Raw genomic sequence first — 23297 nt, 5'->3', positions numbered from 1 at the left:
ATTTCAAGCAACTAAAAATTCCCTTTCCCTTTCTTGCAGAACAAAAAGCGATCGCACAATCCCTCAGTGATGTCGATGCTCTGATTACAGAGTGCGATCGCATCATCACCAAAAAGCGCAACACCAAGCAAGGCACGATGCAGCAACTCCTTACGGGTGAAAAACGCCTGTTCGGTTTTAATGGCGAGTGCGAGGTGAAAGAGTTCGGGGATCTGGTAGTTGTCCGTAAGCAAAAAATTGATCCACGAAAGGAAGGGACACAGCCTTTTTGCATCGAACTTGAACATATAAAACAAGGTGGCGGACAGTTAATCGGTTATACCGAAACGACAAGTAGCTCATCAATCAAAGCTATTTTTTGCAAAGACGACATCCTATTTGGGAAATTGCGGGCATATCTACGAAAATATTGGCTTGCGGATAGAGATGGTGTTGCTTCCACTGAGATTTGGCCACTTGTAGCTAGGTTTGATGTTGCTCTGCCTGAATATATTTATCAGCTTATCCAGACAGATGGTTTTATCGAGTCCGCAAGCATGGCGTATGGGACGCATATGCCCCGCACAGACTGGAATGTTATAAAGCACCTATTCTATTCCCCTTCCCCCTCTCTCCGAACAAAAAGCGATCGCTCAAATCCTCAGCGACATGGATGCAGAAATTGAAGCCTTAGAACAAAAACGCGATAAATACAAAGCTATCAAACAGGGCATGATGCAAGAATTATTAACGGGGAAGACGAGACTAATTAGCAGTTCTTAATCAATGCCAAGGTTTTCAACCGCCAGTCTCTAAGATAGAAGTCAGAAAGCTCCCCCATTAGCAGCAAACGCCGCACCTACCAAAGACGAATCCCGAAGCACAAGGGCTGAACCATATTATGGAACACATTACTACCAGCGAATTACCCGAAACGCTCCAACAAATATTTGCAGAAATACAACGCACCAAAACACCCTTAACCGTCACCCATGAGGGGGAACCCTTAGTAATTATCTATCCTGCCAGTCCTCAACCCCAGCGCCCAGCATTTGGAGCAATGAAAGGTAGCGGCGAAATATTGGGAGACGTGATTGCTCCAGTAATCCCTCAAACGTCTGAATCACGGATTAGACAGATTAAAGGATGACACGGAGTGAGAATCTGTGCCATCTTGTAATCCGTGAAAATCTGTGATTCTGACAATGAGTAACCTAAAATACGCCGACATCAGCCAAAAAATTATCGGAGCTTCCTTTGAAGTCCATAAATTCTTAGGTAACGGCTTCCAAGAAGTCATCTACCAACGCGCCTTAGCCTACGAGATGCGTCAAGCAAGACTAGAATTTGCCCGCGAAATAGAACAGCATATTTACTATAAAAACCTACCCGAACCTATCGGTACACGCAGAGCCGACTTTGTAGTTGAAAACAAAATACTCGTAGAATTAAAAGCCGTCATTCAACTCGAAGATGTCCACCTAGCCCAAGCCCTCAACTATTTAAAAGCCTATAGATTAGAAGTTGGATTACTGATAAACTTTGGTAGCAAAAGCCTAACATTCAAAAGGCTTGTCATGTAGAACACGGATTAGACTGATTAAAGGATGACACCGAAAAACTTACACAGCAAAGAATCTCATCAATAACCTATCTACTTCACTATCTACGTCATTTTAATCATCCGTGTAATCTAGTAATCCGTATCAATCTGTGATTCAGACAATGGAGGAAATGTGATGAGCCAGGTCGGACAACGCGAACGCATAACCCAAAATCGCATTGTGCAACTTTTCTTGCAACAATTAAACTATCGCTATCTGGGTGATTGGCACGACCGACCTAACAACAGCAACATCGAAACGGAAATCCTCAGCACCTTCCTACGCGACAAACAAGGCTACAGCAACAGCCTGATCACCAAAGCCTTGTATGAACTCAACAAAGTCGCAGGCGACCAAAGCAAAAGCCTTTATGACATCAACAAAGAAGTTTATAGCCTCCTGCGCTATGGGGTCAAAGTCAAAGAAGAAGTTGGCGAAAACACCCAAACCGTTTGGCTGATCAACTGGGAACAACCTCTAGAAAATGACTTTGCGATCGCCGAAGAAGTCACCATTAAAGGTAAAAACGACAAACGCCCAGACATCGTACTTTATATTAATGGTATTGCGATCGGTGTACTCGAACTTAAACGCAGCACCATTTCCGTATCTGAAGGCATTCGCCAAAACCTCGATAACCAAAAATCCATATTTATTAAGTCCTTCTTCACCACCATGCAGTTTGTCATGGCAGGTAACGACACCGAAGGACTCCGCTACGCCACCATAGAAATCCCAGAAAAATACTTCCTCACCTGGAAAGAAGATACTAACAGTGACATCGCCGACCTTTTAGATAAACACCTGCTGCAACTCTGCACCAAAGAACGCTTTTTAGAGTTAATTCACGACTTTATTGTTTTTGACCGGGGTATTAAAAAAGTCTGCCGCCATAATCAGTATTTTGGGGTTAATGCTGCCCAATCTTACCTTCGTCGTCGGGAAGTAGGTATTATTTGGCACACTCAAGGCAGTGGTAAAAGCCTGACAATGGTTTGGCTAACTAAATGGATTCGGGAAAACATCACTGATGCTCGTGTCCTGATAATTACTGATCGCGATGAACTAGACAAGCAAATTGAGAATGTTTTTAAGGGAGTCAACGAAGCCATTTACCGCACTACAAGCGGGCAAGACCTGATTAACAAACTCAACAGCACCATTCCCTGGTTACTCTGCTCCCTAATCCACAAATTTGGCAAGAAAGACAAAGCAGACGACGCAGACTATAACAGCTACATTGAAGAACTGAAGCGTAGCCTGCCCAGCGACTTCAGCGCGAAAGGCGATATTTATGTATTTGTGGATGAATGCCACCGCACCCAAACAGGCACCCTGCACGACGCGATGAAAGAAATCCTACCCAATGCTGTATTCATAGGCTTTACTGGCACACCCCTACTCAAAAAAGACAAGCAAAACAGCATCAACGTTTTTGGTGATTACATTCACACTTACACATTCAAAACAGCCGTAATTGATAAAGTCGTCCTTGATTTGCGCTACGAAGCTCGCAATGTTGATCAAAACATCACCTCACAAACCAAAATTGACCAGTGGTTTGAAGCCAAAACCAGAGGCTTAACAGAACACGCCAAAACCCAACTCAAGAAACGCTGGGTAAATCTGCAAAAAGTTCTCAGTTCAAAATCTCGACTGGAAATAATTGTCAGCGATATTCTGCTAGATTTTGAAACTAAAGACCGCTTGCAAAGTGGTCATGGTAACGCCATACTCGTCTCTGGTAGCATTTACCAAGCTTGTAAATATTACGAGCTATTCCAAGATGCTGGTTTTACCAAATGTGCCATTGTCACATCCTACAAACCTTCCCCGAAAGACATCAAAGGCGAAAGTACGGGAGAAGAGGAACTGACAGAAAAATTACGCCAGTACGAAATTTATCAAAAAATGCTCAACGGCAAAGCGCCAGAAGTATTTGAAGACGAAGTTAAAGAGAAATTTGTCGAATCACCAGCCCAAATGAAGCTGCTGATTGTAGTCGATAAGTTGCTGACAGGATTCGATGCACCTTCTGCTACTTATCTCTACATCGACAAAACCATGCACGATCACGGACTATTTCAAGCCATTTGTCGTGTCAACCGCTTGGATACTGAAGATAAAGAATATGGCTACATCATCGACTATAAAGACCTATTTAAAAGCCTATAAAAATCAATTAACGATTATACCAGCGAAGCATTTGAAGACTACGAACCAGACGACATCGATGGATTATTGAGTGACAGAATCGCAAAAGGCAGAGAACGCCTAGAAAATACCAGAGAAAGCATCAAAGCCTTGTGCGAACCTGTAGAGCAACCCCAAGACACCTATGCCTATATTCGCTATTTTTGCGGTGCCGATACTGAAAACCCAGACATCATTAAAGAAAATCAACAACAGCGCATTGCTCTTTATAAGTACACTTCAGCTTTAGTTCGAGCCTATGCCAATCTATCCAACGACATGGCAGAAGCGGGATACAGCACAGCAGAAACTAAAGTTATTAAACAAGAAGTTACGCATTACGAACAAGTACGCGCAGAGGTAAAGTTAGCCAGTGGCGATTACATTGACTTAAAAGCCTACGAACCCGCCATGCGTCACTTAATTGATACCTACATCGGAGCAGAAGATAGCGAAATTATTTCAGCCTTCGACGATATGACACTAATTCAGTTAATTGTCGAACGCGGTGCAAATGCAGTTGACGCATTACCCAAAGGCATCAAACAAAACCAAAAAGCTGTAGCAGAAACCATCGAAAACAACTTACGCAAAGTCATTATCGATCAACAACCAACCAACCCGAAATATTTTGATAAAATGTCCACACTGCTGGATGAGTTAATCCAAGCACGGAAAGCAGCCAGCCAAGACTATAAAGCCTATTTGCAGAAAATTGTTGAGTTAAGTAAACAAGTTGGTCAACCGAGTAGCTCCTCACAGTATCCTCAATCATTGAACTCTGCTGCTAAAAGGGCTTTATATGACAACCTTAATCAAGATGAAGAATTATCCCTAGCGATAGATGACGCGATTCGCAAAACCAAAAAGGATGGGTGGCGTGGAAAGACAATAAAAGAGCGCGAAGTAAAAAATGCTATTAAGCAATATTTAGATTCTTCGGAAGATTGCGATCGCATTTTTGAAATAGTCAAAAGCCAAAGCGAGTATTAAAATGCACCAAATAACTATCGGGGAACTCGTCATAGACGTTGCCAGAAAAAATATTAAAAACCTACACTTGGCAGTGTACCCCCCTGATGGTCGAGTACGTATTGCCACACCTTTACACATAGATGACGAAGCTGTGCGTTTATTCGCCATCTCCAAACTAGCCTGGATTAAAAGACATCAAGCTAATTTTGAAACACAAGAACGCCAGTCACCAAGAGAATTTGTCTCTGGTGAAAGCCATTATTTTCAAGGTAAACGCTATTTACTAAACGTCATTTATTATCAGGGCAATCCCAAAGTAGAAGTTAGGAATAATACATATATTGACCTTTATGTAAGAGAAGGAAGTAATGAAGCGCAACGCCAACAAGTGATGATATCCTGGTATCGACAGCAGTTAAAACAGGAGATTCCCCCATTAATCGCCAAATGGCAAAAGAACATAGGAGTTCAGGTTGAGGACTGGGGGATAAAACTGATGAAAACTAAATGGGGTACTTGCAATATTCAAGCCAAACGCATCTGGCTCAACCTGGAACTAGTGAAAAAAGACAAGCACTGTCTAGAATATGTTGTAGTTCATGAAATGGTACATTTGTTGGAACGTCATCATGGCCATCGGTTTGTGGCTTTGATGAATAAATTTCTGCCTAATTGGAAATTTTACAAGGATAAATTGAACCGTTCCCCCCTTGGAAGTTATTGAGTTAGACTTTCAGCCAGATTTTGTTTACTAGAAGCAGGCGATCGCAGTTTTCTGTGACGGTTCAATTCACGATAGTCCTGATAAACGCAAGCAAGACCAACCAAATTGAGCGAAATAATCTCAGATACAATATTATTGGTTATACAGCCCTAAACTTGCACATGATGAGGATTGGAAGACAAATTTGGAAATCTTGTCAAGTTTCTAAATCAAGTTGAGTAAATATTCACGATGAATCACTGGCTGTATGAAAGCTTCAAAAAGCTATGTGCTGCTTGTACTTATTTGTATTTTCATATTTTACTAAATCTCAATTTTCCAGACTTGTTTCTTGGAATTCGGTTACTTCAGCAATTAAATTCTCAAAATTATCAGGAAAATGATTACGAGCGACCATCTTAGAAAATTTAGTGTAGCAATCGTTTTTATCGCCTTCTTTACGGGGATGTCCCAACCAAAGAATAACTATAGATTTTTTATCTTTAAATATCTTAAAAAATAACCTATATCTATCGGGTAAGCCTTTTTTTTTAACTCTACTATACTTTTTTAAATTTCCTGTTAAGACTAAATAGTGAGCAAAAGGATCAGACGGTATCACTTCATATATTATCTTTACAATAGCTGCAAATAACTTTACATCTGTATGAATAACATATTCATCATCAGATAAATTTTCCCTTAGCTTAGTTACTATACTTCGTAACTGTTGATATTGTTGGCCAAATAATGGATGGAAATATATTTTCCATCCATTTACAGATATTGGTTTCACAAATCAACTACTCCCTTCAAAAGATACTTATCTTTTTGTAGCATATCTTCCGTATAGGGAATCATATCATCAAAGTTCTTTTCTGTATCTTCAGCTAAAAAGTCCAAAAATTGACTTATAAGTGCCTCTTCTCCTTGATTTTCCTTAGTATCATTAAGTAATTCTTGGTAATAATTTTTAATTAGCTTTTTGGGTATAACTTTATCGCAGGGAGCATTATCTGGTAAATCTCCTCTAATGATTTTCCAAGGAGTTCCAGGTTTATGAGTTATAGCACTAAGCACGTAAGGATTTCTTGGCAAGAAAATATCTGCTATCCGACTTAAATAAATCTCAGTTTCAGGGGGCAAAACAGGCTCTGCTGTAGGACGATCAATCTTCTTAGATCCAAACTCTTTATACTCAAAATATACATTTCTAGCAACAGGCCCCCTTTGCCAAGCTTCAAAATCTTCTTCAAATAATGAACTTCCATAAAGCGCAAGATACAAGGCTTGAGCATGAAACAGTATTTTTTGCAGCTTCATGGGTGTCAAATCGACATCTTGAATATGAAAATTATTAGCCCGCCAGATAAAATATTTCGCAACTAAAGAGCAAGTAACCATAGCATTAACCCCGAACCACTGCTTCCACTGCTTACCATGACAGATAAATAACTTGATCCACTACTTTACTGAATACAGAATCACTTTCATACCCTTACATCACCTAAGAAATAAATAAAGTACGAAAAAACATCATTAGTACTATTTTAGTACAAAAATACTATCATGAACCTCCTTTAGAACAACTATTAACTTGAAATCGTTATACTTAATATAAATACATTGAAAAACTTTAATAAAGAGATTTAACAAAACAAAAGCGATCGCCCAGTCGCCAAACCATGTGATCGCCTTTTGCAAAACCCCATCAGTGAAGCTACGAGACTTGAAAAAGATATTTCGCAGTTTCTACATCTGGTTTGCAAACGTAACTGGTAGCGATGTCTACGATGGGCTACGCCTACACATTTTTTGAGAAAGTGTAGATAATAACAATCTCTGGAACACCTAAGTAAAGCAAAAAAATTTGCCTGGAAGTATTGCTTAGTAGGCTTTCTGTCTCTTTTTCATACTTTTAAAAAGCGCATGACATTTTTTGCATTCTCCCTTTTCCCACAAAGCAGGAATAGCAAAACGCTCTTTGCAAAAGGGGCACTCTGATAACAAACGTAGCTTATGAGCATCGCACCCCACCGTTGATTGAAACTGCCACTCCAATCGATGATATGGTTGCTCTGCATAACACGCAGCACACAAGCGTATTGGCTCCATTTTCATTTTTTCACCCTTGGGCGGGAGCATTTGAGCAATTCGGTCTACATCTAAACCAATTAATTTAGCAATTGCTTCTAATTCTTTTTGACTGGGAAATGGATTAAACCGAAATTTCTCCCACCGTGCTAATACTGGGCCAATTCCTGCGGCTTTACTTAAAGTTCCAGGAGACGAGACGCAAACTGCTTCGTGTCGCCTAAATCGTCCAAAATAGTGACTAATACTCTCCCCTTCATTGGGTTCTACATACCAAGGCGGATGTTGAACAGCTTCTGGCTTCATAACTACATTTCAATACCTAAACGGCTTGCCATAGACAAGGGAAATAAAACTGTTTAACAACTGCCATAGCAATCCAGTCAGTTATCTTGGCAGCAAGCTGGTTGAAATCCTGGATGCTGAGAGTGTTATTCGGTTAACCGAATCTAATTGTTCGGTTAACCGAATAATACTATGAAAGAGTTCGATCAGCAATTTTAGGAATCTTGTCTCGCCTATCTCACCAAAGCCTCGTATATATTTTTGGGGAAAGATTATATCGAAGTTTGTCCGCGATTGCTTTGGCTCATCAACTTTAGAAATATTTACCGCCAGATCATCATATCGCTGCAACCTTCTTTAAAAACTCAAAAAGGTTTATCAATGTTTTTTAATGTGTGACAATGTTTGTCTGCTAAAGTAAGAATATTGAAAAACACTAATTTAATGCTTGCAGTAACTTGAAGAATGCTTATAGCTTTTAAGATATGGGAAAGCCTCTATGCGTGATATTCTCCGCCAAATACCGCCAGTAGCCCTTTTGGTCGCCAAGCAATTACTCAACATTTACAAGAAGCAATGGTACGGCGTTCTGCTAATTCGGCAATTTTTTTAAGTTATTCTCGTGACGGATTAGCGCAGGAAATCGGCGACTGGGCAGAGGGAGTTTCTGAGTCAGGTTATTGGATTGCCACAACTCATCCATTTTTAATTATTGCTATCCGCTTTTTGGTAATCCAGCAAAGGTTAAATAAATTGCGTACCTTTGAATCAGAAATGGATGTGGCTGCTGTTGAACAACAAATTCAGCAAATTCGCACAGCTTTGGGCAGAATTAGAACCATGAAAAAAACTCTGACAGAAGTGAGTAAAGGTGTTGCTGTAATTAAAGCTGAGGCAGATGCTATAAGTACAGATATCCAATCAGCGCTGAAATCAATTGAGCAAACGCTAAGTTTTGTTGTCAGCAAAAGTATCGATTAACAAATTAAGTGCATAATCCTGCAACATTAATACAGATTTTCCCAATACGGTTTAGTAAGGGTTTTAAATACCTTATAATGTATCCACGCTAACCCATTTTATTCCCGATTATCTTGATATTTAAGCAAAGAACACATTTTAGCTTTTCTTATCAAATTTAACTTTTGGTTCTTTACGTCTACCGAAACGTTGGGTCAAATCGTGTTGATTCAGTTTAAAATTCGGTTCATCAATTTTCAGTATTGCAATTTTGCGAAGTAAATCATACAAAGGCTCAATCAGACCTTTGGATTTATGTTCCAAATAAGAAATTGCACTATCAATTTGAGTAAGATTTAATCGACGGTTTTCTAGCAGAAATTTTTCTTCCCAGTCGTCCACAACCTCAATTATTTGTTCTTTAGTTAAATTAGGAAACTCGTATGACTATAAAAATGAGTCATGAACACGCACGTATGGGAGACTTTTGCGTTCAAGAATATTATCGCTTAGATAGTAAGTTCCAACTAAGATAACCGGGATTCGCATTTTTGTAAAAACATCAATTAGCTCATTAAAAGCTTCCAATGTTAAATAGTCGGCATTCCCAATGATGAGTATTTTAACACCATATCCTTTAAGAGTTCCCCATACACGCGCTCGCAAATCTCGCAGTATTCCAACATGAGCAAGGGGATGACCTATTTCTTCCATAATGGAGCAATATAAATCTGTTGGCCCACCATGCTGGTCAATTTCTGCATAGATAACAGTCGCAGGAATTTCTAACAGAGTTCCTCGCCGTTTCACATATTGCGTCCTGTACAGTTGACAAGCTTTTAATAAGCCAGAACCCGTAGCAGAGGTAATGTAACCACAGAGTTTTGCATCACGCTGATCATCAAGCCAGTCAAACAATTCCGTATCGCGGTTTAGGGGAAGGTAAGTGTTAGCTTTACCGATCTTTGGAATAAGATATTGTCCCTTATCCTTGCGCCCAACAGCCAGAGTTGCAACTCCTATCTGTTCAACTTTCTGTATCATGCGCTTAATAGTTCGAGTGCTTTTACCCAGAGCTTTCGCTGCATCTACGATCGCATCCCTACGAGCCGCCTTGTCAGGTGCTTGACAAATAGCATCTATTAAGTCCACCTTTTTTAAGTAATCTACTGAATCTTCGTTAACAAGGAGGTGCTTTGTCTGTTCTTCCTCCATTGTTGATACCTCCTCTATTTCCAAAGCTGGAAATCCTTTGCTCATAGGCTTCCTGGGCATAAACACTCTTAAAAATATGTCATCATTTACTTTAAAATTTTATGTTATTTATGACATCATTTAATTTAAAAATTTGTGATTGAGTTATTTAAAAAGAAAATCACTAGAAGCCTTAATCAATAAGGATTTTGGCGATTACTACTCTTCAACGCAAAATGACAAAAATTCTTTAAAATGGACAATAATAATTTAATGGACATTTGTTGTAGAGCGTCAAATTATTCGTCTGTGGCGACAAAATATTTGTCAAAATATTTAGAGGGACAAATTATTTGTCATTGTCATTTTCTGCTGCTTAATTGACTGCTTCAATGATTGCTTATCCTTTAGGTATTCAAGGGATTGTAGTTGGTGAGACACTTACGAAAAAGCTCTAAATGATGTGTGTTCAGTCATTTTGTTTCATATCGAAACTTTTAGAGAATCGGTACTAGAATCTGAATCCTCAATACTCGAAGCTTTTGTCGCACAGGCAAGCATATAATGGCAAGGTTTCCTGTTGATGCTCCTAAATCAAAAGTAATTAAAGCGCTTGAGGGTTTTGGATTTTCAATAGTCAGAGAAAAAGAGCATATTTCTATGATTAGACAAAATCCTGATGGCACAACTACTCCTTTAACTTTGCCAATTCATAAATTGATCAAAGGTTCTACCCTTTGAAGTATCTGCACTCAATCGGGTATATCACGCGATGATTTCATTGCTGCTTATGAACAGGTATAGAAATATAGTAGCTGCGATCGCGGTGCTAGATGCGGAGAGTGCGAAGATTTGGCGAGGATTGAGGGAATGCTATGCAGTTGACGTTGAAGAAAAATCCCAAAAAAAGGAGCCTGACTTAGGCTCCTTAATCAAAAACTTGTAATATAGCAAAAGCCTTGGTGATTAGGACATCAACAGATGATAAAACTTAGACACAAAAAGACTTTTCACCCAGTCCCCAGTTCCCAGTCCCTTGCTATAGAATTATGACTACTTAACAGTCACCTTACCGCCAGCTTCTTCGATGCGCTTCTTAGCATCTTCAGCAGCATCCTTAGCAATACCTTCTTTAACTGCCTTGGGCGCAGCTTCTACCAAGTCTTTCGCTTCTTTCAGACCCAAACCTGTCAATTCCCGGACAATCTTCAACACGGCAATCTTCTTATCAGCTGGGACTGATTCGAGAATCACTTCAAACTCGGTTTGCTCAACAACTTCATCAGCAGGAGCAGGACCAGTACCAGTACCTGTGAACGCTACGCCAACGGGTGCAGCAGCACTCACGCCAAAAGCTTCTTCAATTTGCTTGACTAACTCAGAAGCTTCCAACAAAGAAAGGGTTTTTAGTTGTTCTAAAATTTGATCGGTTGCAGCAGACATTGATATAACTCCTGTAATTTTGATTATTTATTAGTCATTAGTCATTAGCTTTTGAACGGCAGTTGCTCCACTTGGGGAGACCCCTTGGCGCTAGCCTCTCCCTTTGGGAGAAGACCGCACTGCCTCATCTTGACTGATGAACTACGAAGTCTATTCAGCAGCAGTTTCGGTGCTGCTATCAGCAACAGTTTCTGTTTCGGCACTGCTATCTTGGACAGCAGCAGTTTCGGTGCTACCACCACTTTGCTCTTGTTCAGACACAGCCTGCAAAGCACGAGCCAGTGAACCAGGAACTTCGTTGATACCCACAGCAATCTTGGTAGCCAAGGCGTTGATAGCCCCAGCAATTTGGGCGATGAGTTGTTCCTTAGATGGCAAGTCTCCCAGTACCTTGACATCAGGTTCTTTGAGTAGGCGACCTTCCAGTACACCACCACGAAGTTCTGTCTTCTTGCTGACTTTTTGGAATTCTTGATATGCCTTAATTGCCGATGAAAAATCTTCTTTTACCAGCAAAAAGGCGGAAGAACCGTTGAGCAATTCCGACATAGGCTGCCATTTTTCATCATCTTTAATGGCAATGCCCATTAGGGTGTTCTTCGTCACCTTACAAACAGTACCACTGGGACGCAGCCGCCGCCGTAAATCGCTAATTTCAGCAACAGTTAGTCCCTGATACTCTATTACCAGTGCCAGAGTTGACTGACTCAAAGTTTCTTTGAGGTCAGCTACTATCTCTTTTTTATTTTCTAGTGTTCTACCCATTCCAATCTCACCTCCTTAAAATAATCGGTGAAGTGCCCTACTTGTACGTTTCTTTTAAATCTGAACCCAAACAACAAACCCCAGCTAACTTAGCCGGGGTTGAGTATTAAGACTCTTGACGCCATAATTCTTACACCTTTAAGGGTGGTAATTCTGACTATTAGAGTTTTAACCTCGGCAGGATATTTAAGCTATTAGCACCTGCTGTCTCCGGCTTTGCCTATTTAATTAGGTACTGGTGATTGGGTATTGGGTACTAGGTATTAGATAATCAAGATTAGGTATTATCCCCAGTCCCTAATCCCTAGTCCCCAGTCCCTTTTACGCTGCTTCGCTCAGTTTCAAATCTCGTAGGGCGGTGACATCAATTTTAATCGATGGCCCCATTGTGGCTGACACATAAAATGTGCGCCAATAACGACCTTTAGCCCCTGAAGGACGGTTACGGTCAATGGTCTCTTGTAATGCCTTCAGGTTGACTAACAAATCTTCAGGCGAGAAGCTTGCCTTACCAAACATAACATGAACAATACCAGTTCGGTCAGCTCGGAATTCTAATTTACCAGCTTTGAATTCTGCGATCGCACTTCCTAAATCAAATGTTACGGTTCCGCCTTTGGGTGATGGCATCAAACCACGCGGCCCAAGCAATTTACCCAGCTTTGCCACCTGTGGCATCACATCGGGTGTGGCAATCAGCTTGTCAAAATCCATTCTACCTTTCTGGATTTCGTCAATCAGTTCTTCTGAACCTACTATATCAGCACCAGCATTGCTTGCTTCGTTCACTTTTTCGCCTCTGGCAATCACCGCCACCCGGACGATTTGTCCTGTACCTTTGGGCAATGCTACCGTTGTCCGCAACTGTTGGTCTGTATACTTAGGGTCAATTCCCAGTCGGATATGGGCTTCCGCAGCTTCGGTAAATTTAGCTGTTGCTGTGTCTTTGAGAAGGGCTAAAGCCTCTAAAGGATGATAATCCTTATCTTCTACTTTTGCTTGCAGTCCTTGCAAACGACGCGATATTTTTGGCATTTTGTTCTCCTGGGGTTATTCCGAAGCCTCGCCTCTCCCCCGATAATTTTTGCTTACTTGTCTTTTGTCTTTTGTCCTTTGTCATTTGTTATTCACCAATGACTAATGACCAATGACTAATCCGTGATTGTTACACCCATATTTTTAGCCGTTCCTGCTACAATCTTCATTGCCGCGTCTATGTCGTTGGCATTAAGGTCGGGGAGTTTCGTTTGGGCTATTTCTTGCAATTGTGCTTTGCTAATTGACCCAACCTTCTTTTTGTTGGGTTCATTCGAGCCTTTTTCAACTTTCGCCGCCTTCCGAATCAGCACTGATGCTGGTGGCGTTTTGAGGACAAATGTAAAACTCCGGTCTTCAAAAACCGATATTTCTACAGGTATCACCATTCCAGCTTGGTCTGCTGTTTTGGCGTTGTACTCTTTGCAGAACATCATAATGTTAACGCCATGTTGACCCAAGGCGGGCCCCACTGGCGGTGCTGGGTTGGCTTTTCCAGCATTCAGGGCCAGTTTAATGACCGCCACTACTTTCTTCGCCATTTGTATTTAACTCTGTTTCTCTACCTGATTAAATTCCAGTTCTACTGGTGTATCCCTGCCAAAAATTGAGAGCAAGGCTTTAAGTTTACTCCGTTCTGGAGAGACTTCAATCACCTCGCCTTCAAAATCTTTAAATGGCCCAGAAAGCACCATTATCTTATCACCAGTAGCCATGTCAATTTTGAGAACCGGCTCTTGTTCGCTGGTTTGTTTGAATATGCGTTCGACTTCTGAAGAACTCAGTGGTATGGGGTTCACATGACCGCGACCCTTACTGCTACCACGTTTTTGTTCTGCACCGACAAAATTAATTACATGGGAGGTGTTTCGTACCACCTGCCAGGTATCATCATCCATCATCATCCGCACCAGCACATAGCCAGGGAAAACTTTTTCTTCTGTATGCTGGCGACTGCCATCTTTGCGGATTTTCACCGCCGGCGTTTGCGGAATTTCTACCTGAACAATTTTGTCGGCTACATCAAAAGTTTGAATGCGCTGCTCTAAGTTCGTCTTTACACGCTTTTCACAGCCTGAGGCTACTTGCACTGCATACCAGCGTGCTTCTTTTGACGCTGCTTCTGCTGTTTCTGCTGTTTCCTCTGACTGCAAGGTGGAGTTGCGAGGTTCGTCTGTTGCAAAAGTCATCAGAACACCTGTGTTGCTGCCCAACGAAACAATCCATCGACTAAGTATATCAAAGATGCGGAGAGTGCAACCATTAACAACACAGCGGCGGATTCGCTCACTATCTGTTTCCGACTGGGCCAAACTACTTTTTCAAGTTCTTCTTTGGTTCCCTGTATGAAGTTGTTAAAGCTAAACCCATTTGTGGTTTCTGGCAATTCTGCTTCACTTTTTTTGGCCACGACCCTTAATCCCCCGTTTCTCACTCAATTTTGGATTTTGGATTTTGGATTTTAGATTTACCCCATGCTTTAAGGCAAAGGCACTCAATTTAAGATTTTGGCTTGTCCATTTGATTTTTTGTCAATCCAAAATTTAAATTTTAAATTTAAAATCTAAAATTTGTTCATCCAAGTTTGCAGTTTCGACTCTATTTCACTTACTGAAAGCAAAACAACTACAAATACAATAACCCGAAATTATTATCGCTAACTGCTAATATAGCAGCTGCGTAATTATTTCGGGATTTGTTTTTTGCTCTTGAGCGCGCCCTGGAGGACTTGAACCCCCGACATCAGGTTTTGGAGACCTGCGTTCTACCAACTGAACTAAGAGCGCACAAGCTGTTTTTGATTCAGTTATTGCGCTGAACTAAATTTTAGTTTAACGCAACACGCGATTTTTATCATACCTCAATTTCGCCCTTGAAAACAAGTCAGCGGCAGATGCCGCTTAAGATTTCTCTCATACTATTGATAAAGGACGAATCACAAAGGGCGGTCAAACCGTTGCTTGATCCGGGTTGCCTTACCTACGCGATCGCGGAGATAATACAGTTTAGCACGGCGTACCTTACCACGACGTAATACTTTGATGCTGTCAATCCGGGGAGAATGCAACAGAAACACCCGCTCAACGCCCACACCTTGAAAAACCTTACGGACTGTAATAGTCTCGTTGATGCCACCGTTGCGCTTGGCAATCACTACTCCCTCGTAGGGTTGTACGCGATATTTATCGCCTTCCTTGATTTTTACTCCGACTTTTACGGTGTCGCCCACATAAATGTCAGGCACATTTGATTTTAGCTGTTCCGCTTCAATGGAGCGGATAATCTCTTGAGCGCTCATAGTCTTTGGTGTCTGCTTAAAAAAATCTCACGATCATTAATGATAAATCGATAATCCTATTTCAGTCTACTTGTTGGGATTGATAATTTTACTGATACAACAGCCTAAAGTTCAAGGCTATATTGCAGAATGCCATAACACAAGGGTGAAATTTATGAAATTTAGCGTCGTTATTAGTACCTATAATCGCGTGAACTTGCTGCAAAGAGCAATTGATTCGGCTCGTAACCAAACAATGGAGTGCGAGGTGGTTGTTGCCGATGACTGTTCTTCTGACGATACCCAAACCTATATTAAAAGCTTAGGGGACAAGATTGTTTATCATCGTAACGAAGTGAATCAAGGCCATGCAGCAACCGTAAATGCTGGAGTTGCCAAAGCTAGCGGCGACTGGATTAAGTTTTTAGATGATGACGACTATTTAGCGCCTAACTGCATAGAAGAGATGGCTAAGGCGATCGCACTTCGTCCCGATGCTGTAATCTGCTCTTGTGTGGCGGCTCAGGTGGATGGTAATGAAGTTGAACTCAGTCGCACTCCCCAGGTTGGCCCTGGTTTAGCTTTTTATATCCCACAAGCCGATATTCACTACGGTATGCTCTTAGAGCTTGTACCCTTTGGCACGCCTGTACAAGTAGCTTCTCGACGTGATGCTTTTCTAAAAACTGGTGGTTGGGACTCCACACTCGATGCTAACTGTGATGATATCGATTCCTGGATTCGGATTGCCCAGTTTGGCGATGCTATTTTCCTTAATCAGTGTCTTGCTTACCGCACTGTCTGGCCAGGTGCATATAATCAAAAGTTTTCTTTGTCTCGACGGTTAGCTACAAATATTTTGATGAAGGAAAAAATTTACGCCTTGGTGGATGAGCAACATCGCTCAAAAATTCCTCATTTTCAAGATATAAAAAATTACCTGAAACTCCATTGGATTTTAGTAGCACTAAAGCAAAAAAATCTCAAGAGTTTTCTTTCAATGATAGATCCGTCTATAATTTCTCCTCAGTCTTGGAAGTTTTTGCTAACAGCTGCCTCATCACGTCGCTCTCAAGGAAACAATTCTCAGGTTCGCAAACTTGTGTTGATTGAATCGTAACTTTTGAAATGTTGACGATAGTTTTTCCTGTTAAAAACTTAGCATTTGCAAAAGTTAATAAGTAGATAATTTCGTAAATTTGTGACGAATTAAGAGTTTAAATTGAAATAAACCGATAAATCTGAGCAGCAGTTTTTACTGCTCAGATTTTAGTGAGGACGCAGAGTCTGTTTTCGTCAATTCGCTATGAACTTATGCAATTTAGTATTGGCATCTGCATTTTCGCCATACTATGCTAAATCTGAGCGCTAGACAATGACGTTACTACCAACTACCAGATTTGTCGCGGTGAAATTATCCAAAGTTGCGAAGGTGTTAAAAGAAGAATAACTAGGACTATAAGAAATAAGGACTTCAACTAGTGTAGAAGTACCCGATTGCACAAATTTTAGGTGGCCATCACCGATGGGATTGCTGCTACTGTAGCCCTGACTCTTAAACAGGTCAGTAAAGACTAACTTATCCTGGCTCTGATTAAAGTCTGTGATTGTAGTATAGGAATACCTGATTTGGTAGATGAACTGGTCATTACCGCTACCGCCAGTCAAGGTCTCGGAAGCTTCACCACCAACAACAAGAATGTCATCACCAGCACCGCCGATTAGGCTATTATTACCTCGACCACCAACCAGAGTGTCATTACCAACACCACCAAGCAGGGTATCGTTACCTTCACCACCCCGTAATAGGTCGTTACCACTCAAGCCGTCGATGCGGTCATTACCCCCTTCACCATTAATAACATCATCTGAGTTGTCAAAGCCATTGACATTGTTGTTTAGGTCATTAAGAAAGGTGACTGTGTTTTTGTTGAATATGCTGGTTTGGGTGGAGTTGGCATTGAAGACATCAAAGCTGTCACTAATGCTGGTTTGCCCATCAAACAAGATATTGCCTAGTGCCCATAGGTTATCTAGGTTTTCCAGGGGAAAGCTTTGCAAGATAACTTTGTCATCAGCCACCCCTTCAAAACTAACTTCTAGATTGTTACCATTCTGGGTGAGTAGCAGATTTTGGGCTGTCAATCCACTACCTTGGAATTTCAGGGTATCCAATTCGCTAATAACTGCTTCTGATGGATTTGAGCCTTTACCTAACCCACCGAAATCGGTAATGGTATCAACACCGTCACCTAAGTTGTAAATAAATTTATCTTTGCCGCCGCCACCAGTTAGGATGTCGTTGCCTTGATTACCTGTGATGGTATCGTTCCCAGCTTGAGCGTTAATTATGTCACCGTAGTTCTTGCCTACTAGATTATCAGCGCCATTGGTTCCATTTAGCCCATTAAACTCTAATGCACCAATATCAACCGTATCCTCAGATATTCTGTCAAATCCAGCGCCGCGCTGGTCAGTGGTAATACCTGGTGGAATCAGGGCATTATTGCCTGCGTTAATGGCAGGACTATTCCCAATTAAGGCATTAGTCAACGTTGTACCACCGTTATTTTGCAGGGCGCTGAGTTTGGGGTCAATGGGGTTGGCGCTGGTGCCGACGAGGCTGCTGGAAGTAAAGCCTGTGCTACCTGTGTTGTCGCCAATTAGATTATTTCCAGCGTCAGTAAAGTTGCCAGAAACGTCGCGGGAATAACCGCTATTGCGGGGATCACCAGAATAAACTGTGTAGAAATTACCTGCAATAATGGTATCGCCAACGATAACACTGCCGCCATTACTGAGAATACCCCCACCGTTGCCAATAATACCGCCATAGCTAAAGCCCTCTGCTACGTTATTGGTAATGGTGTCATTGGTGAGGGTGAGAGTGCCACTGTTAAGGATGCCGCCACCAGTATAAAGGACACTATTATCAGAGACAGTGCTGTTAGTCAGGCTAAAAGTACCTGAGTTAGAGATGCCACCGCCGTCTGCCGCACTATTATTAGAGATAGTACTGCGAGTGATATCGACGCTGCCTGAGTTATAAATGCCACCACCATAGGATGGATAAGGGTCAGGGCTGCGATCTGAGCCGTTGGCGGACGCGCTATTATTAGAGATGGTGCTGTCAGCTATACTAAGGTTGCCTGTGTTGAATATGCCGCCCCCGTAGGCAGTGTCGTAAACGACAAATGCACGATTATTAGAGACACTGCTGTTAGTTAGGCTAAGGTTGCCTTTGTTAAAGATGCCTCCGCCTAATGATGACCCACTATTATCAGAGACTGTGGTGTTAGTTAGGCTAAGAGTGCCTTTGTTAAAGATACCGCCTACTAACCCCGTATTGTCAGAGACAGTACTTCCTGTCAGGTTAAGGCTGGTATTGGTATTGAGCAAAATACTGCCCAAGGGGTCATTAGCATTAGCAATTTTCAAATCATCAATGCTGGCATCTGTGCCTGTGCCGGATATCTCGAACACACCTGAGAGATTATTCCCGCTAATGGTGAGGTTAGATGCTCCAGTCCCCAAAATCGTAATATCATCGGTAATCGTTAATTTCCCAGAGGTGAGGGTGATGATATCCGGGGTGGCATCGGTAAATACGCCCGCAAAAGTAATCGTATCCGCCCCAACGGTCGCATTGGCATTGAGGATAGCCTGCCGCAATGACCCTGCCCCAGAATCGTTGGTATTAGTCACTACTGTGTCAGTATTAACAACAGGTGGGTTAGTTGTGGGGGACTGGACTTCATAAGCACCAATATCAACAACACCATTGAATTTCCGGCGAAATCCAGCACCGCGTTGGTCAGTGGTGATACGAGCAGGTGTTAGAGAATTCTTGCCAGCATCAATAGCGGGGCTACCCGCAAGTAACGCCTGGGTAAGGGTTGCACCACCGTTATTTTGCAGCAGTCCGAGTTTGGGGTCAATGGGGCTAGCACTTGTGCCGACGAGGGTACTGGTGGTAAAGGCAGTGCTACCAGTCTTATTGCCAATCAGGTTATTGCCGGAGTCAATCAGTCCACCACGCACATCGGGGTCTATATCACCGGAGGTGGAGTTGTCTAAGTTGCCTGCAATGATGGTGTTATTAACTTTGACGTGATAAGAAGAATCACGGTAACTAAAAACACCGCCGCCATCGCCAGTACCATCACCATCTGAGTCAGCTGTGTTGTTATTAATTGTGTTGTTGATTAGGGTCAGCCTGTTGTCTTCCACGTAGGCATAGCCATTGTATATGCCACCGCCATCATTTAACGCTGTATTGCCAGAGATGGTGGTGTTAATTAGAATAGCTGACCCGGCATCATAACCTACACCTGCGTTATAAATGCCACCGCCATCATATAACGCTGTATTGCCAGAGACAGTGCTATTGGTCAGCCTGAGAGTACCACCACTATAGATACCACCACCGAAGTTTGCCGTATTGCCAGAGACACTGCTGTTAATTAGGCTGAGAGTACCAATTTTACCATTAGAAGCGTCATTAAAAATGCCGCCTCCGGCATTATCTACATTATTACTGTTGCTTCCCCTGGTATTGCCATAAACACTGCTTCCCGTTAGGCTGAGACTACCATCATTAGAGATACCACCTTGCGTATTGCCAAAGACGCTGGTATTAGCAAGACTGAGGATGCCGCTATTAGAGATGCCACTTCCTGCTGTATTACCAGACACACTGGTGTTCGCTAGGCTGAGAATGGAATTTCTATTAACTTTAATACCGCCGCTAGCGATCGCCACCCCATCGATGGTGACACCTGTCGCTAGTCCCGATATCTCGAATACTGTAGAGGCATTATTTCCAGTCACAGTCAGATTAGATGTCCCAGTTCCCAAGATGCTGACATCATCGGTAATCGTCAGTTGTCCAGAGGTGAGGGTGATAACATCTGGGGTGGCATCAGTAAACACTCCCCCAAAGGCGATCGCATCATCTCCAGCAGTAGCATTGGCTAAGTTAATTGCCTCCCTTAAAGTAGTGATACCATTATTTGGATCACCATCATCTGCATCCCCGGTATTATTTACCGTAAAGGTTGCTAGTACTCCCGCGTAAGCTTCCTGCGTCGTTTCTGCAAACGCTAGAGTCACTTCCATATCACCAGTACGAACTTCCAGATCCCAATTGCCGCCTAATGCTGCATTGCCTGTCAACTGACGCGAAGCAGCAATATTTGCCCCTGTGAGTTGGTGCAGTTTGGCAATAAATTCTGCCCCTGCATCACCTTCAGCTACGTTACAACCGTAGATGAGTAAGCTAACTGGAGATTTTGTCGCAGATTTAACCGATAATTCATCGGTTTTTGACGAGGCGTTAAATATTTTTTGCCATTGTTGTAGTTGCTGATTATATTCGTCGAGGGTATCGAGTCCCAAACGGGTATTACCCAGTTGTAAGTTACCAGGAACACCGTGGCAAACAATGTGAATGCTGCTAAGATTCTGGTCAGCACGAGTTGCCAAAACTTCCGTAATTTGCTCAACACCATTTTGTGTTGGATTGATTACGAACACCTCACTGTTGGAGATAACACCTTTGACTAAACTCTGATAGTCTTCCACTGCCATGTCGATAAAGACCAGGCTGCGTGTGTAATGTGTGGTAATTACGGAATTTACCTGGAAGTACGAGGTATGTAGCGTTGCCATTTTTTTACTTAAAGTTAAGGTTATGAGGTGAACTCAAACTGACTGAAGCTTTGTAATTACCGAGTTTTCACACAATCTATAACAGTAATAGAGAACTATTTTTTACTATTAATTTCCTTCTTTTTTATCCTTACGTAAGTTGTTGTTTTTGTAAAGCTACAAAAGTATTTAGTTTTACTAAATTGCTAAAGTCAAGCTGAAAAACATCTAATTTGATTAACTCTTCATAATTTGGGAGTTTTATCCAGATTTATTGAGCTGTTATTGAATAAGTCTTTAAGCTAAGTAATTAGTTATAAACGCTCTTGGTCAGTTCGCACTACTGACTCCTTTTAGTTATTTATCTTTATTTTTTAGATATATCTTAAAAATTATGCGAATCATCCATATTTTGAACCACGTTCAAGAAATAGGTAACGGTATTGTGAATGTGGCTGTGGATCTGGCTTGCTTACAGGCTAAATCTGGTCATGAGGTAGCGGTTATTTCGGCTGGTGGTGAATATGAGAAATTACTAAATATATCTGGTGTCAAACATTACCAACTAGACCAAACCAGGAAACCGATAAGTATTATTAAAGCATCTATGCGTTACTTGGCGATCGCAGCTGAATTTCAGCCGGATATTGTTCACGCCCACATGATGACGGGAGTTATCCTAGCCCGCATTTTTAAAGGGCATAAATATGCTTTAGTTTCCACAGTCCACAACGAATTTCAGCGTTCTAGTCTGTTGATGGGTTTAGCTGACAGGGTAATTGCTGTTAGCAAAGCTGTGCGAGATTCTATGGCACAGCGCGGTATTTCCGAAAGCAAGTTGCGGGTAGTATGTAATGGAACTTTGGGCAGCCCCCGCACGCGACAAATACAAGATTATCAACCTTTACCATTACAACGTCCAGCGATCGCAACTGTAGCTGGGATGTATCAACGCAAGGGAATTGCTGAGTTAATCGCTGCCTTTGAACAAATCGCCTCAGATTTTCCCGAAGCGCATCTTTATTTGGTCGGAAATGGCCCTGATAAACAGCTATTTGAGGCACAGGCACAAGCAACTTCTGTAAAAGAACGCATTCATTTTGAAGGCTTCCAGCCGTCACCTCAACGCTATCTCAAATCTTGTGACATATTTGTGCTGGCTTCCCATCGTGACCCTTGCCCCTTGGTACTTTCGGAAGCTAGGGAAGCTGGAACTGCGATCGTTGGCACTCAAGTAGACGGGATTCCTGAAGCTTTGGACAATGGGCAAGCAGGACTTTTAGTGCCAGCAAAAGATAGTAATGCTTTGGCCGGAGTTTTAGGACAATTACTGAGTAATGCCGATATGCTGCATGAGTGGAAACAACGGGCAAATCACAACTTAGAGAGGCTGAGTGTTGCCCGCGTTCATCAGGAAACACTGGTAGTGTATCGTGAATTAATTACAGAGTGAGAGCTTTAACAGGGTAGCGATCGCTTTACTTTTAAAGCTACACCTAAAGCGACAAACATTACTACACCCAAAACATTAGTTGATTCAGGAACAGCAGTGTAATAACTAGCCACTCTGATTGGCCCATCTTTATCCACTTGCTTTGCTGGCACTGGTGGAATGATTCCAGCACCTGGCGATACATTGGGGTTGGTAAGATCCTCAGTGTACAGGGATACGTTAACAATTCAAAATTCAAAATTCTTGCATTAAAGACATTTCAGACGGAGATTTAAACCCCGACTGAAACTGATACTAGATGTTTCGGCTTACTTCGACTAGCAAGAGTACAAGTCGCTCAGTACAAGTCAGTGACCATCGTAGACATCGCATTCACAAAAGTTTAGTTAACGGGACTTAGATTATTTTGAGATTTCCAGTAGCAAATCAATTCATAAGTTCATTACAACAATTGTTGCAATGATTTAAGCCTTTCTTATACATGGAAGAGTATTTGTTGCAAAGTATTAAGCGTTTGCTGCAACGGATTATACATTTGCAAGAAAAACTTAAGCCTTTCTTATACATGGAAGAGTATTTGTTGCAAAGTATTAAGCGTTTGCTGCAACGGATTATACATTTGCAAGAAAAACTTAAGCCTTTCTTATACATGGAAGAGTATTTGTTGCAAACGTTTAAATTTTCACA

General features: G+C 41.7%; 26 protein-coding genes, 1 tRNA gene, 1 pseudogene and 1 other annotated feature. Of the genes and pseudogenes, 13 read left to right on the top strand and 15 right to left on the bottom strand.

The window, feature by feature from the left end:
- The 7 genes and pseudogenes from ACFFAP_RS03395 to ACFFAP_RS03365 form a co-directional block, all read left to right on the top strand.
- Window positions 1-665, top strand: a pseudogene (locus ACFFAP_RS03395) (hypothetical protein); the annotation flags it as partial.
- Window positions 595-762, top strand: a complete 168-nt coding sequence (locus tag ACFFAP_RS03390) for a restriction endonuclease subunit S (RefSeq protein WP_375509910.1) — start codon at window positions 595-597, stop codon at window positions 760-762. The pseudogene ACFFAP_RS03395 and the gene ACFFAP_RS03390, both read left to right, overlap by 71 nt.
- Before the next feature lie 118 nt (window positions 763-880).
- Window positions 881-1129: a type II toxin-antitoxin system Phd/YefM family antitoxin gene (locus tag ACFFAP_RS03385; RefSeq protein ID WP_375509901.1), complete on the top strand. Its 249-nt coding sequence runs from the start codon at window positions 881-883 to the stop codon at window positions 1127-1129.
- 55 nt (window positions 1130-1184) lie between these two features.
- Window positions 1185-1562 (top strand): GxxExxY protein, encoded by a 378-nt coding sequence (locus ACFFAP_RS03380; protein ID WP_375509900.1) that lies wholly within the window; start codon window positions 1185-1187, stop codon window positions 1560-1562.
- Window positions 1563-1718: 156 nt separating this feature from the next.
- A complete protein-coding gene (locus tag ACFFAP_RS03375) occupies window positions 1719-3758 on the top strand; it encodes a type I restriction endonuclease subunit R (protein WP_375509899.1) in 2040 nt (679 codons plus the stop codon).
- 66 nt (window positions 3759-3824) lie between these two features.
- A complete protein-coding gene (locus tag ACFFAP_RS03370) occupies window positions 3825-4769 on the top strand; it encodes a hypothetical protein (protein WP_375509898.1) in 945 nt (314 codons plus the stop codon).
- 1 nt (window position 4770) lies between these two features.
- Complete coding sequence (locus ACFFAP_RS03365; protein WP_375509897.1) at window positions 4771-5475, top strand: M48 family metallopeptidase; 705 nt, start codon at window positions 4771-4773, stop codon at window positions 5473-5475.
- Window positions 5476-5785: 310 nt separating this feature from the next.
- On the opposite strand, the gene ACFFAP_RS03360 is transcribed toward ACFFAP_RS03365, so the two are convergent.
- From ACFFAP_RS03360 to ACFFAP_RS03350, 3 genes are all read right to left on the bottom strand, one after another.
- A complete protein-coding gene (locus ACFFAP_RS03360; protein WP_375509896.1) occupies window positions 5786-6250 on the bottom strand; it encodes a type II toxin-antitoxin system YhaV family toxin in 465 nt (154 codons plus the stop codon).
- Window positions 6247-6858 (bottom strand): type II toxin-antitoxin system antitoxin SocA domain-containing protein, encoded by a 612-nt coding sequence (locus ACFFAP_RS03355; RefSeq protein ID WP_375509895.1) that lies wholly within the window; start codon window positions 6856-6858, stop codon window positions 6247-6249. Before ACFFAP_RS03355 ends, ACFFAP_RS03360 begins: the two co-directional genes overlap by 4 nt.
- A 483-nt stretch (window positions 6859-7341) precedes the next feature.
- A complete protein-coding gene (locus ACFFAP_RS03350; RefSeq protein ID WP_375509894.1) occupies window positions 7342-7854 on the bottom strand; it encodes a TniQ family protein in 513 nt (170 codons plus the stop codon).
- 555 nt (window positions 7855-8409) lie between these two features.
- On the opposite strand from ACFFAP_RS03350, the gene ACFFAP_RS03345 reads away from it, so the two are divergent.
- A complete protein-coding gene (locus ACFFAP_RS03345; RefSeq protein WP_375509893.1) occupies window positions 8410-8814 on the top strand; it encodes a hypothetical protein in 405 nt (134 codons plus the stop codon).
- 138 nt (window positions 8815-8952) lie between these two features.
- Here ACFFAP_RS03345 and ACFFAP_RS03340 read toward each other — a convergent pair whose 3' ends face one another.
- Together ACFFAP_RS03340 and ACFFAP_RS03335 are read right to left on the bottom strand one after the other, a co-directional pair.
- Window positions 8953-9195, bottom strand: a complete 243-nt coding sequence (locus tag ACFFAP_RS03340; RefSeq protein ID WP_375509892.1) for a hypothetical protein — start codon at window positions 9193-9195, stop codon at window positions 8953-8955.
- A gap of 45 nt (window positions 9196-9240) precedes the next feature.
- Entirely contained in the window at window positions 9241-10053 is an 813-nt protein-coding gene (locus ACFFAP_RS03335) for an AAA family ATPase (protein ID WP_375509891.1), read from the bottom strand.
- A 498-nt stretch (window positions 10054-10551) separates the two neighbouring features.
- On the opposite strand from ACFFAP_RS03335, the gene ACFFAP_RS03330 reads away from it, so the two are divergent.
- Both ACFFAP_RS03330 and ACFFAP_RS03325 read left to right on the top strand, forming a co-directional pair.
- A complete protein-coding gene (locus tag ACFFAP_RS03330) occupies window positions 10552-10728 on the top strand; it encodes a type II toxin-antitoxin system HicA family toxin (RefSeq protein ID WP_375509890.1) in 177 nt (58 codons plus the stop codon).
- Between the two features lie 49 nt (window positions 10729-10777).
- On the top strand, window positions 10778-10933 hold the full coding sequence (locus ACFFAP_RS03325) for a hypothetical protein (protein ID WP_375509889.1): 156 nt from the start codon (window positions 10778-10780) through the stop codon (window positions 10931-10933).
- A 107-nt stretch (window positions 10934-11040) separates the two neighbouring features.
- Here the strand turns inward: ACFFAP_RS03325 and rplL are convergent, their stop codons facing one another.
- The 8 genes from rplL to rplS all read right to left on the bottom strand — a co-directional run bounded on the left by rplL (window position 11041) and on the right by rplS (window position 15529).
- Window positions 11041-11430: a 50S ribosomal protein L7/L12 gene (gene rplL, locus ACFFAP_RS03320; protein ID WP_375509888.1), complete on the bottom strand. Its 390-nt coding sequence runs from the start codon at window positions 11428-11430 to the stop codon at window positions 11041-11043.
- A gap of 150 nt (window positions 11431-11580) precedes the next feature.
- Window positions 11581-12195 (bottom strand): 50S ribosomal protein L10, encoded by a 615-nt coding sequence (gene rplJ, locus ACFFAP_RS03315; RefSeq protein ID WP_375509887.1) that lies wholly within the window; start codon window positions 12193-12195, stop codon window positions 11581-11583.
- 63 nt (window positions 12196-12258) lie between these two features.
- Window positions 12259-12427, bottom strand: a sequence feature (ribosomal protein L10 leader region).
- An 89-nt stretch (window positions 12428-12516) separates the two neighbouring features.
- The gene (rplA, locus tag ACFFAP_RS03310) at window positions 12517-13230 is read right to left on the bottom strand and encodes a 50S ribosomal protein L1 (RefSeq protein WP_375509886.1); all 714 of its coding nucleotides are present in this window, start codon (window positions 13228-13230) and stop codon (window positions 12517-12519) included.
- Window positions 13231-13346: 116 nt separating this feature from the next.
- Window positions 13347-13772 carry a 50S ribosomal protein L11 gene (gene rplK / locus ACFFAP_RS03305; protein ID WP_100898684.1) on the bottom strand — a complete coding sequence of 142 codons (426 nt, stop codon included), beginning with the start codon at window positions 13770-13772 and terminating at the stop codon, window positions 13347-13349.
- Window positions 13773-13778: 6 nt separating this feature from the next.
- Window positions 13779-14420, bottom strand: coding sequence for a transcription termination/antitermination protein NusG (gene nusG / locus ACFFAP_RS03300; RefSeq protein WP_375509885.1), 642 nt, complete (start codon window positions 14418-14420; stop codon window positions 13779-13781).
- Entirely contained in the window at window positions 14420-14641 is a 222-nt protein-coding gene (secE, locus tag ACFFAP_RS03295; protein ID WP_334746858.1) for a preprotein translocase subunit SecE, read from the bottom strand. The genes nusG and secE overlap by 1 nt, the downstream gene beginning before the upstream one ends.
- Window positions 14642-14944: 303 nt before the next feature.
- Window positions 14945-15017: transfer RNA gene (locus tag ACFFAP_RS03290), tRNA-Trp, on the bottom strand.
- A gap of 149 nt (window positions 15018-15166) precedes the next feature.
- Window positions 15167-15529, bottom strand: a complete 363-nt coding sequence (gene rplS / locus ACFFAP_RS03285; protein WP_229451053.1) for a 50S ribosomal protein L19 — start codon at window positions 15527-15529, stop codon at window positions 15167-15169.
- A 154-nt stretch (window positions 15530-15683) separates the two neighbouring features.
- Here rplS and ACFFAP_RS03280 point away from each other — a divergent pair, with 154 nt between their 5' ends.
- Complete coding sequence (locus ACFFAP_RS03280) at window positions 15684-16628, top strand: glycosyltransferase family 2 protein (RefSeq protein ID WP_375509884.1); 945 nt, start codon at window positions 15684-15686, stop codon at window positions 16626-16628.
- 248 nt (window positions 16629-16876) lie between these two features.
- On the opposite strand, the gene ACFFAP_RS03275 is transcribed toward ACFFAP_RS03280, so the two are convergent.
- A complete protein-coding gene (locus ACFFAP_RS03275) occupies window positions 16877-21178 on the bottom strand; it encodes a DUF4347 domain-containing protein (RefSeq protein WP_375509883.1) in 4302 nt (1433 codons plus the stop codon).
- A gap of 373 nt (window positions 21179-21551) precedes the next feature.
- Between ACFFAP_RS03275 and ACFFAP_RS03270 the strand changes: the two genes are divergently transcribed.
- On the top strand, window positions 21552-22610 hold the full coding sequence (locus ACFFAP_RS03270) for a glycosyltransferase (RefSeq protein ID WP_375509882.1): 1059 nt from the start codon (window positions 21552-21554) through the stop codon (window positions 22608-22610).
- Window positions 22611-22615: 5 nt separating this feature from the next.
- Here the strand turns inward: ACFFAP_RS03270 and ACFFAP_RS03265 are convergent, their stop codons facing one another.
- Window positions 22616-22762, bottom strand: a complete 147-nt coding sequence (locus ACFFAP_RS03265) for a hypothetical protein (RefSeq protein WP_375509881.1) — start codon at window positions 22760-22762, stop codon at window positions 22616-22618.
- Between the two features lie 329 nt (window positions 22763-23091).
- Here ACFFAP_RS03265 and ACFFAP_RS03260 point away from each other — a divergent pair.
- The coding region (locus tag ACFFAP_RS03260) for a hypothetical protein (RefSeq protein WP_375509880.1) at window positions 23092-23297 on the top strand (206 nt) is incomplete at its 3' end.

This window comes from uncultured Nostoc sp. (assembly GCF_964245575.1).
Taxonomy (GTDB): Bacteria; Cyanobacteriota; Cyanobacteriia; order Cyanobacteriales; family Nostocaceae; genus Nostoc.
This window is presented reverse-complemented; position numbering and strand designations above follow the sequence as displayed.

Excerpts from the sequence above, each read along its gene's own strand:
- ACFFAP_RS03330 (WP_375509890.1), top strand. The coding sequence starts at position 10,552 with ATGGCAAGGTTTCCTGTTGATGCTCCTAAATCAAAAGTAATTAAAGCG.
- ACFFAP_RS03385 (WP_375509901.1), top strand. The coding sequence starts at position 881 with ATGGAACACATTACTACCAGCGAATTACCCGAAACGCTCCAACAAATA.
- ACFFAP_RS03350 (WP_375509894.1), bottom strand. The coding sequence starts at position 7,854 with ATGAAGCCAGAAGCTGTTCAACATCCGCCTTGGTATGTAGAACCCAAT.
- ACFFAP_RS03375 (WP_375509899.1), top strand. The coding sequence starts at position 1,719 with ATGAGCCAGGTCGGACAACGCGAACGCATAACCCAAAATCGCATTGTG.
- ACFFAP_RS03275 (WP_375509883.1), bottom strand. The coding sequence starts at position 21,178 with ATGGCAACGCTACATACCTCGTACTTCCAGGTAAATTCCGTAATTACC.
- rplK (WP_100898684.1), bottom strand. The coding sequence starts at position 13,772 with ATGGCGAAGAAAGTAGTGGCGGTCATTAAACTGGCCCTGAATGCTGGA.
- rplJ (WP_375509887.1), bottom strand. The coding sequence starts at position 12,195 with ATGGGTAGAACACTAGAAAATAAAAAAGAGATAGTAGCTGACCTCAAA.
- ACFFAP_RS03280 (WP_375509884.1), top strand. The coding sequence starts at position 15,684 with ATGAAATTTAGCGTCGTTATTAGTACCTATAATCGCGTGAACTTGCTG.
- rplL (WP_375509888.1), bottom strand. The coding sequence starts at position 11,430 with ATGTCTGCTGCAACCGATCAAATTTTAGAACAACTAAAAACCCTTTCT.
- ACFFAP_RS03335 (WP_375509891.1), bottom strand. The coding sequence starts at position 10,053 with ATGAGCAAAGGATTTCCAGCTTTGGAAATAGAGGAGGTATCAACAATG.
- ACFFAP_RS03355 (WP_375509895.1), bottom strand. The coding sequence starts at position 6,858 with ATGGTTACTTGCTCTTTAGTTGCGAAATATTTTATCTGGCGGGCTAAT.
- ACFFAP_RS03345 (WP_375509893.1), top strand. The coding sequence starts at position 8,410 with ATGGTACGGCGTTCTGCTAATTCGGCAATTTTTTTAAGTTATTCTCGT.
- ACFFAP_RS03365 (WP_375509897.1), top strand. The coding sequence starts at position 4,771 with ATGCACCAAATAACTATCGGGGAACTCGTCATAGACGTTGCCAGAAAA.
- rplS (WP_229451053.1), bottom strand. The coding sequence starts at position 15,529 with ATGAGCGCTCAAGAGATTATCCGCTCCATTGAAGCGGAACAGCTAAAA.
- ACFFAP_RS03270 (WP_375509882.1), top strand. The coding sequence starts at position 21,552 with ATGCGAATCATCCATATTTTGAACCACGTTCAAGAAATAGGTAACGGT.
- ACFFAP_RS03380 (WP_375509900.1), top strand. The coding sequence starts at position 1,185 with ATGAGTAACCTAAAATACGCCGACATCAGCCAAAAAATTATCGGAGCT.
- nusG (WP_375509885.1), bottom strand. The coding sequence starts at position 14,420 with ATGACTTTTGCAACAGACGAACCTCGCAACTCCACCTTGCAGTCAGAG.
- rplA (WP_375509886.1), bottom strand. The coding sequence starts at position 13,230 with ATGCCAAAAATATCGCGTCGTTTGCAAGGACTGCAAGCAAAAGTAGAA.
- ACFFAP_RS03325 (WP_375509889.1), top strand. The coding sequence starts at position 10,778 with ATGAACAGGTATAGAAATATAGTAGCTGCGATCGCGGTGCTAGATGCG.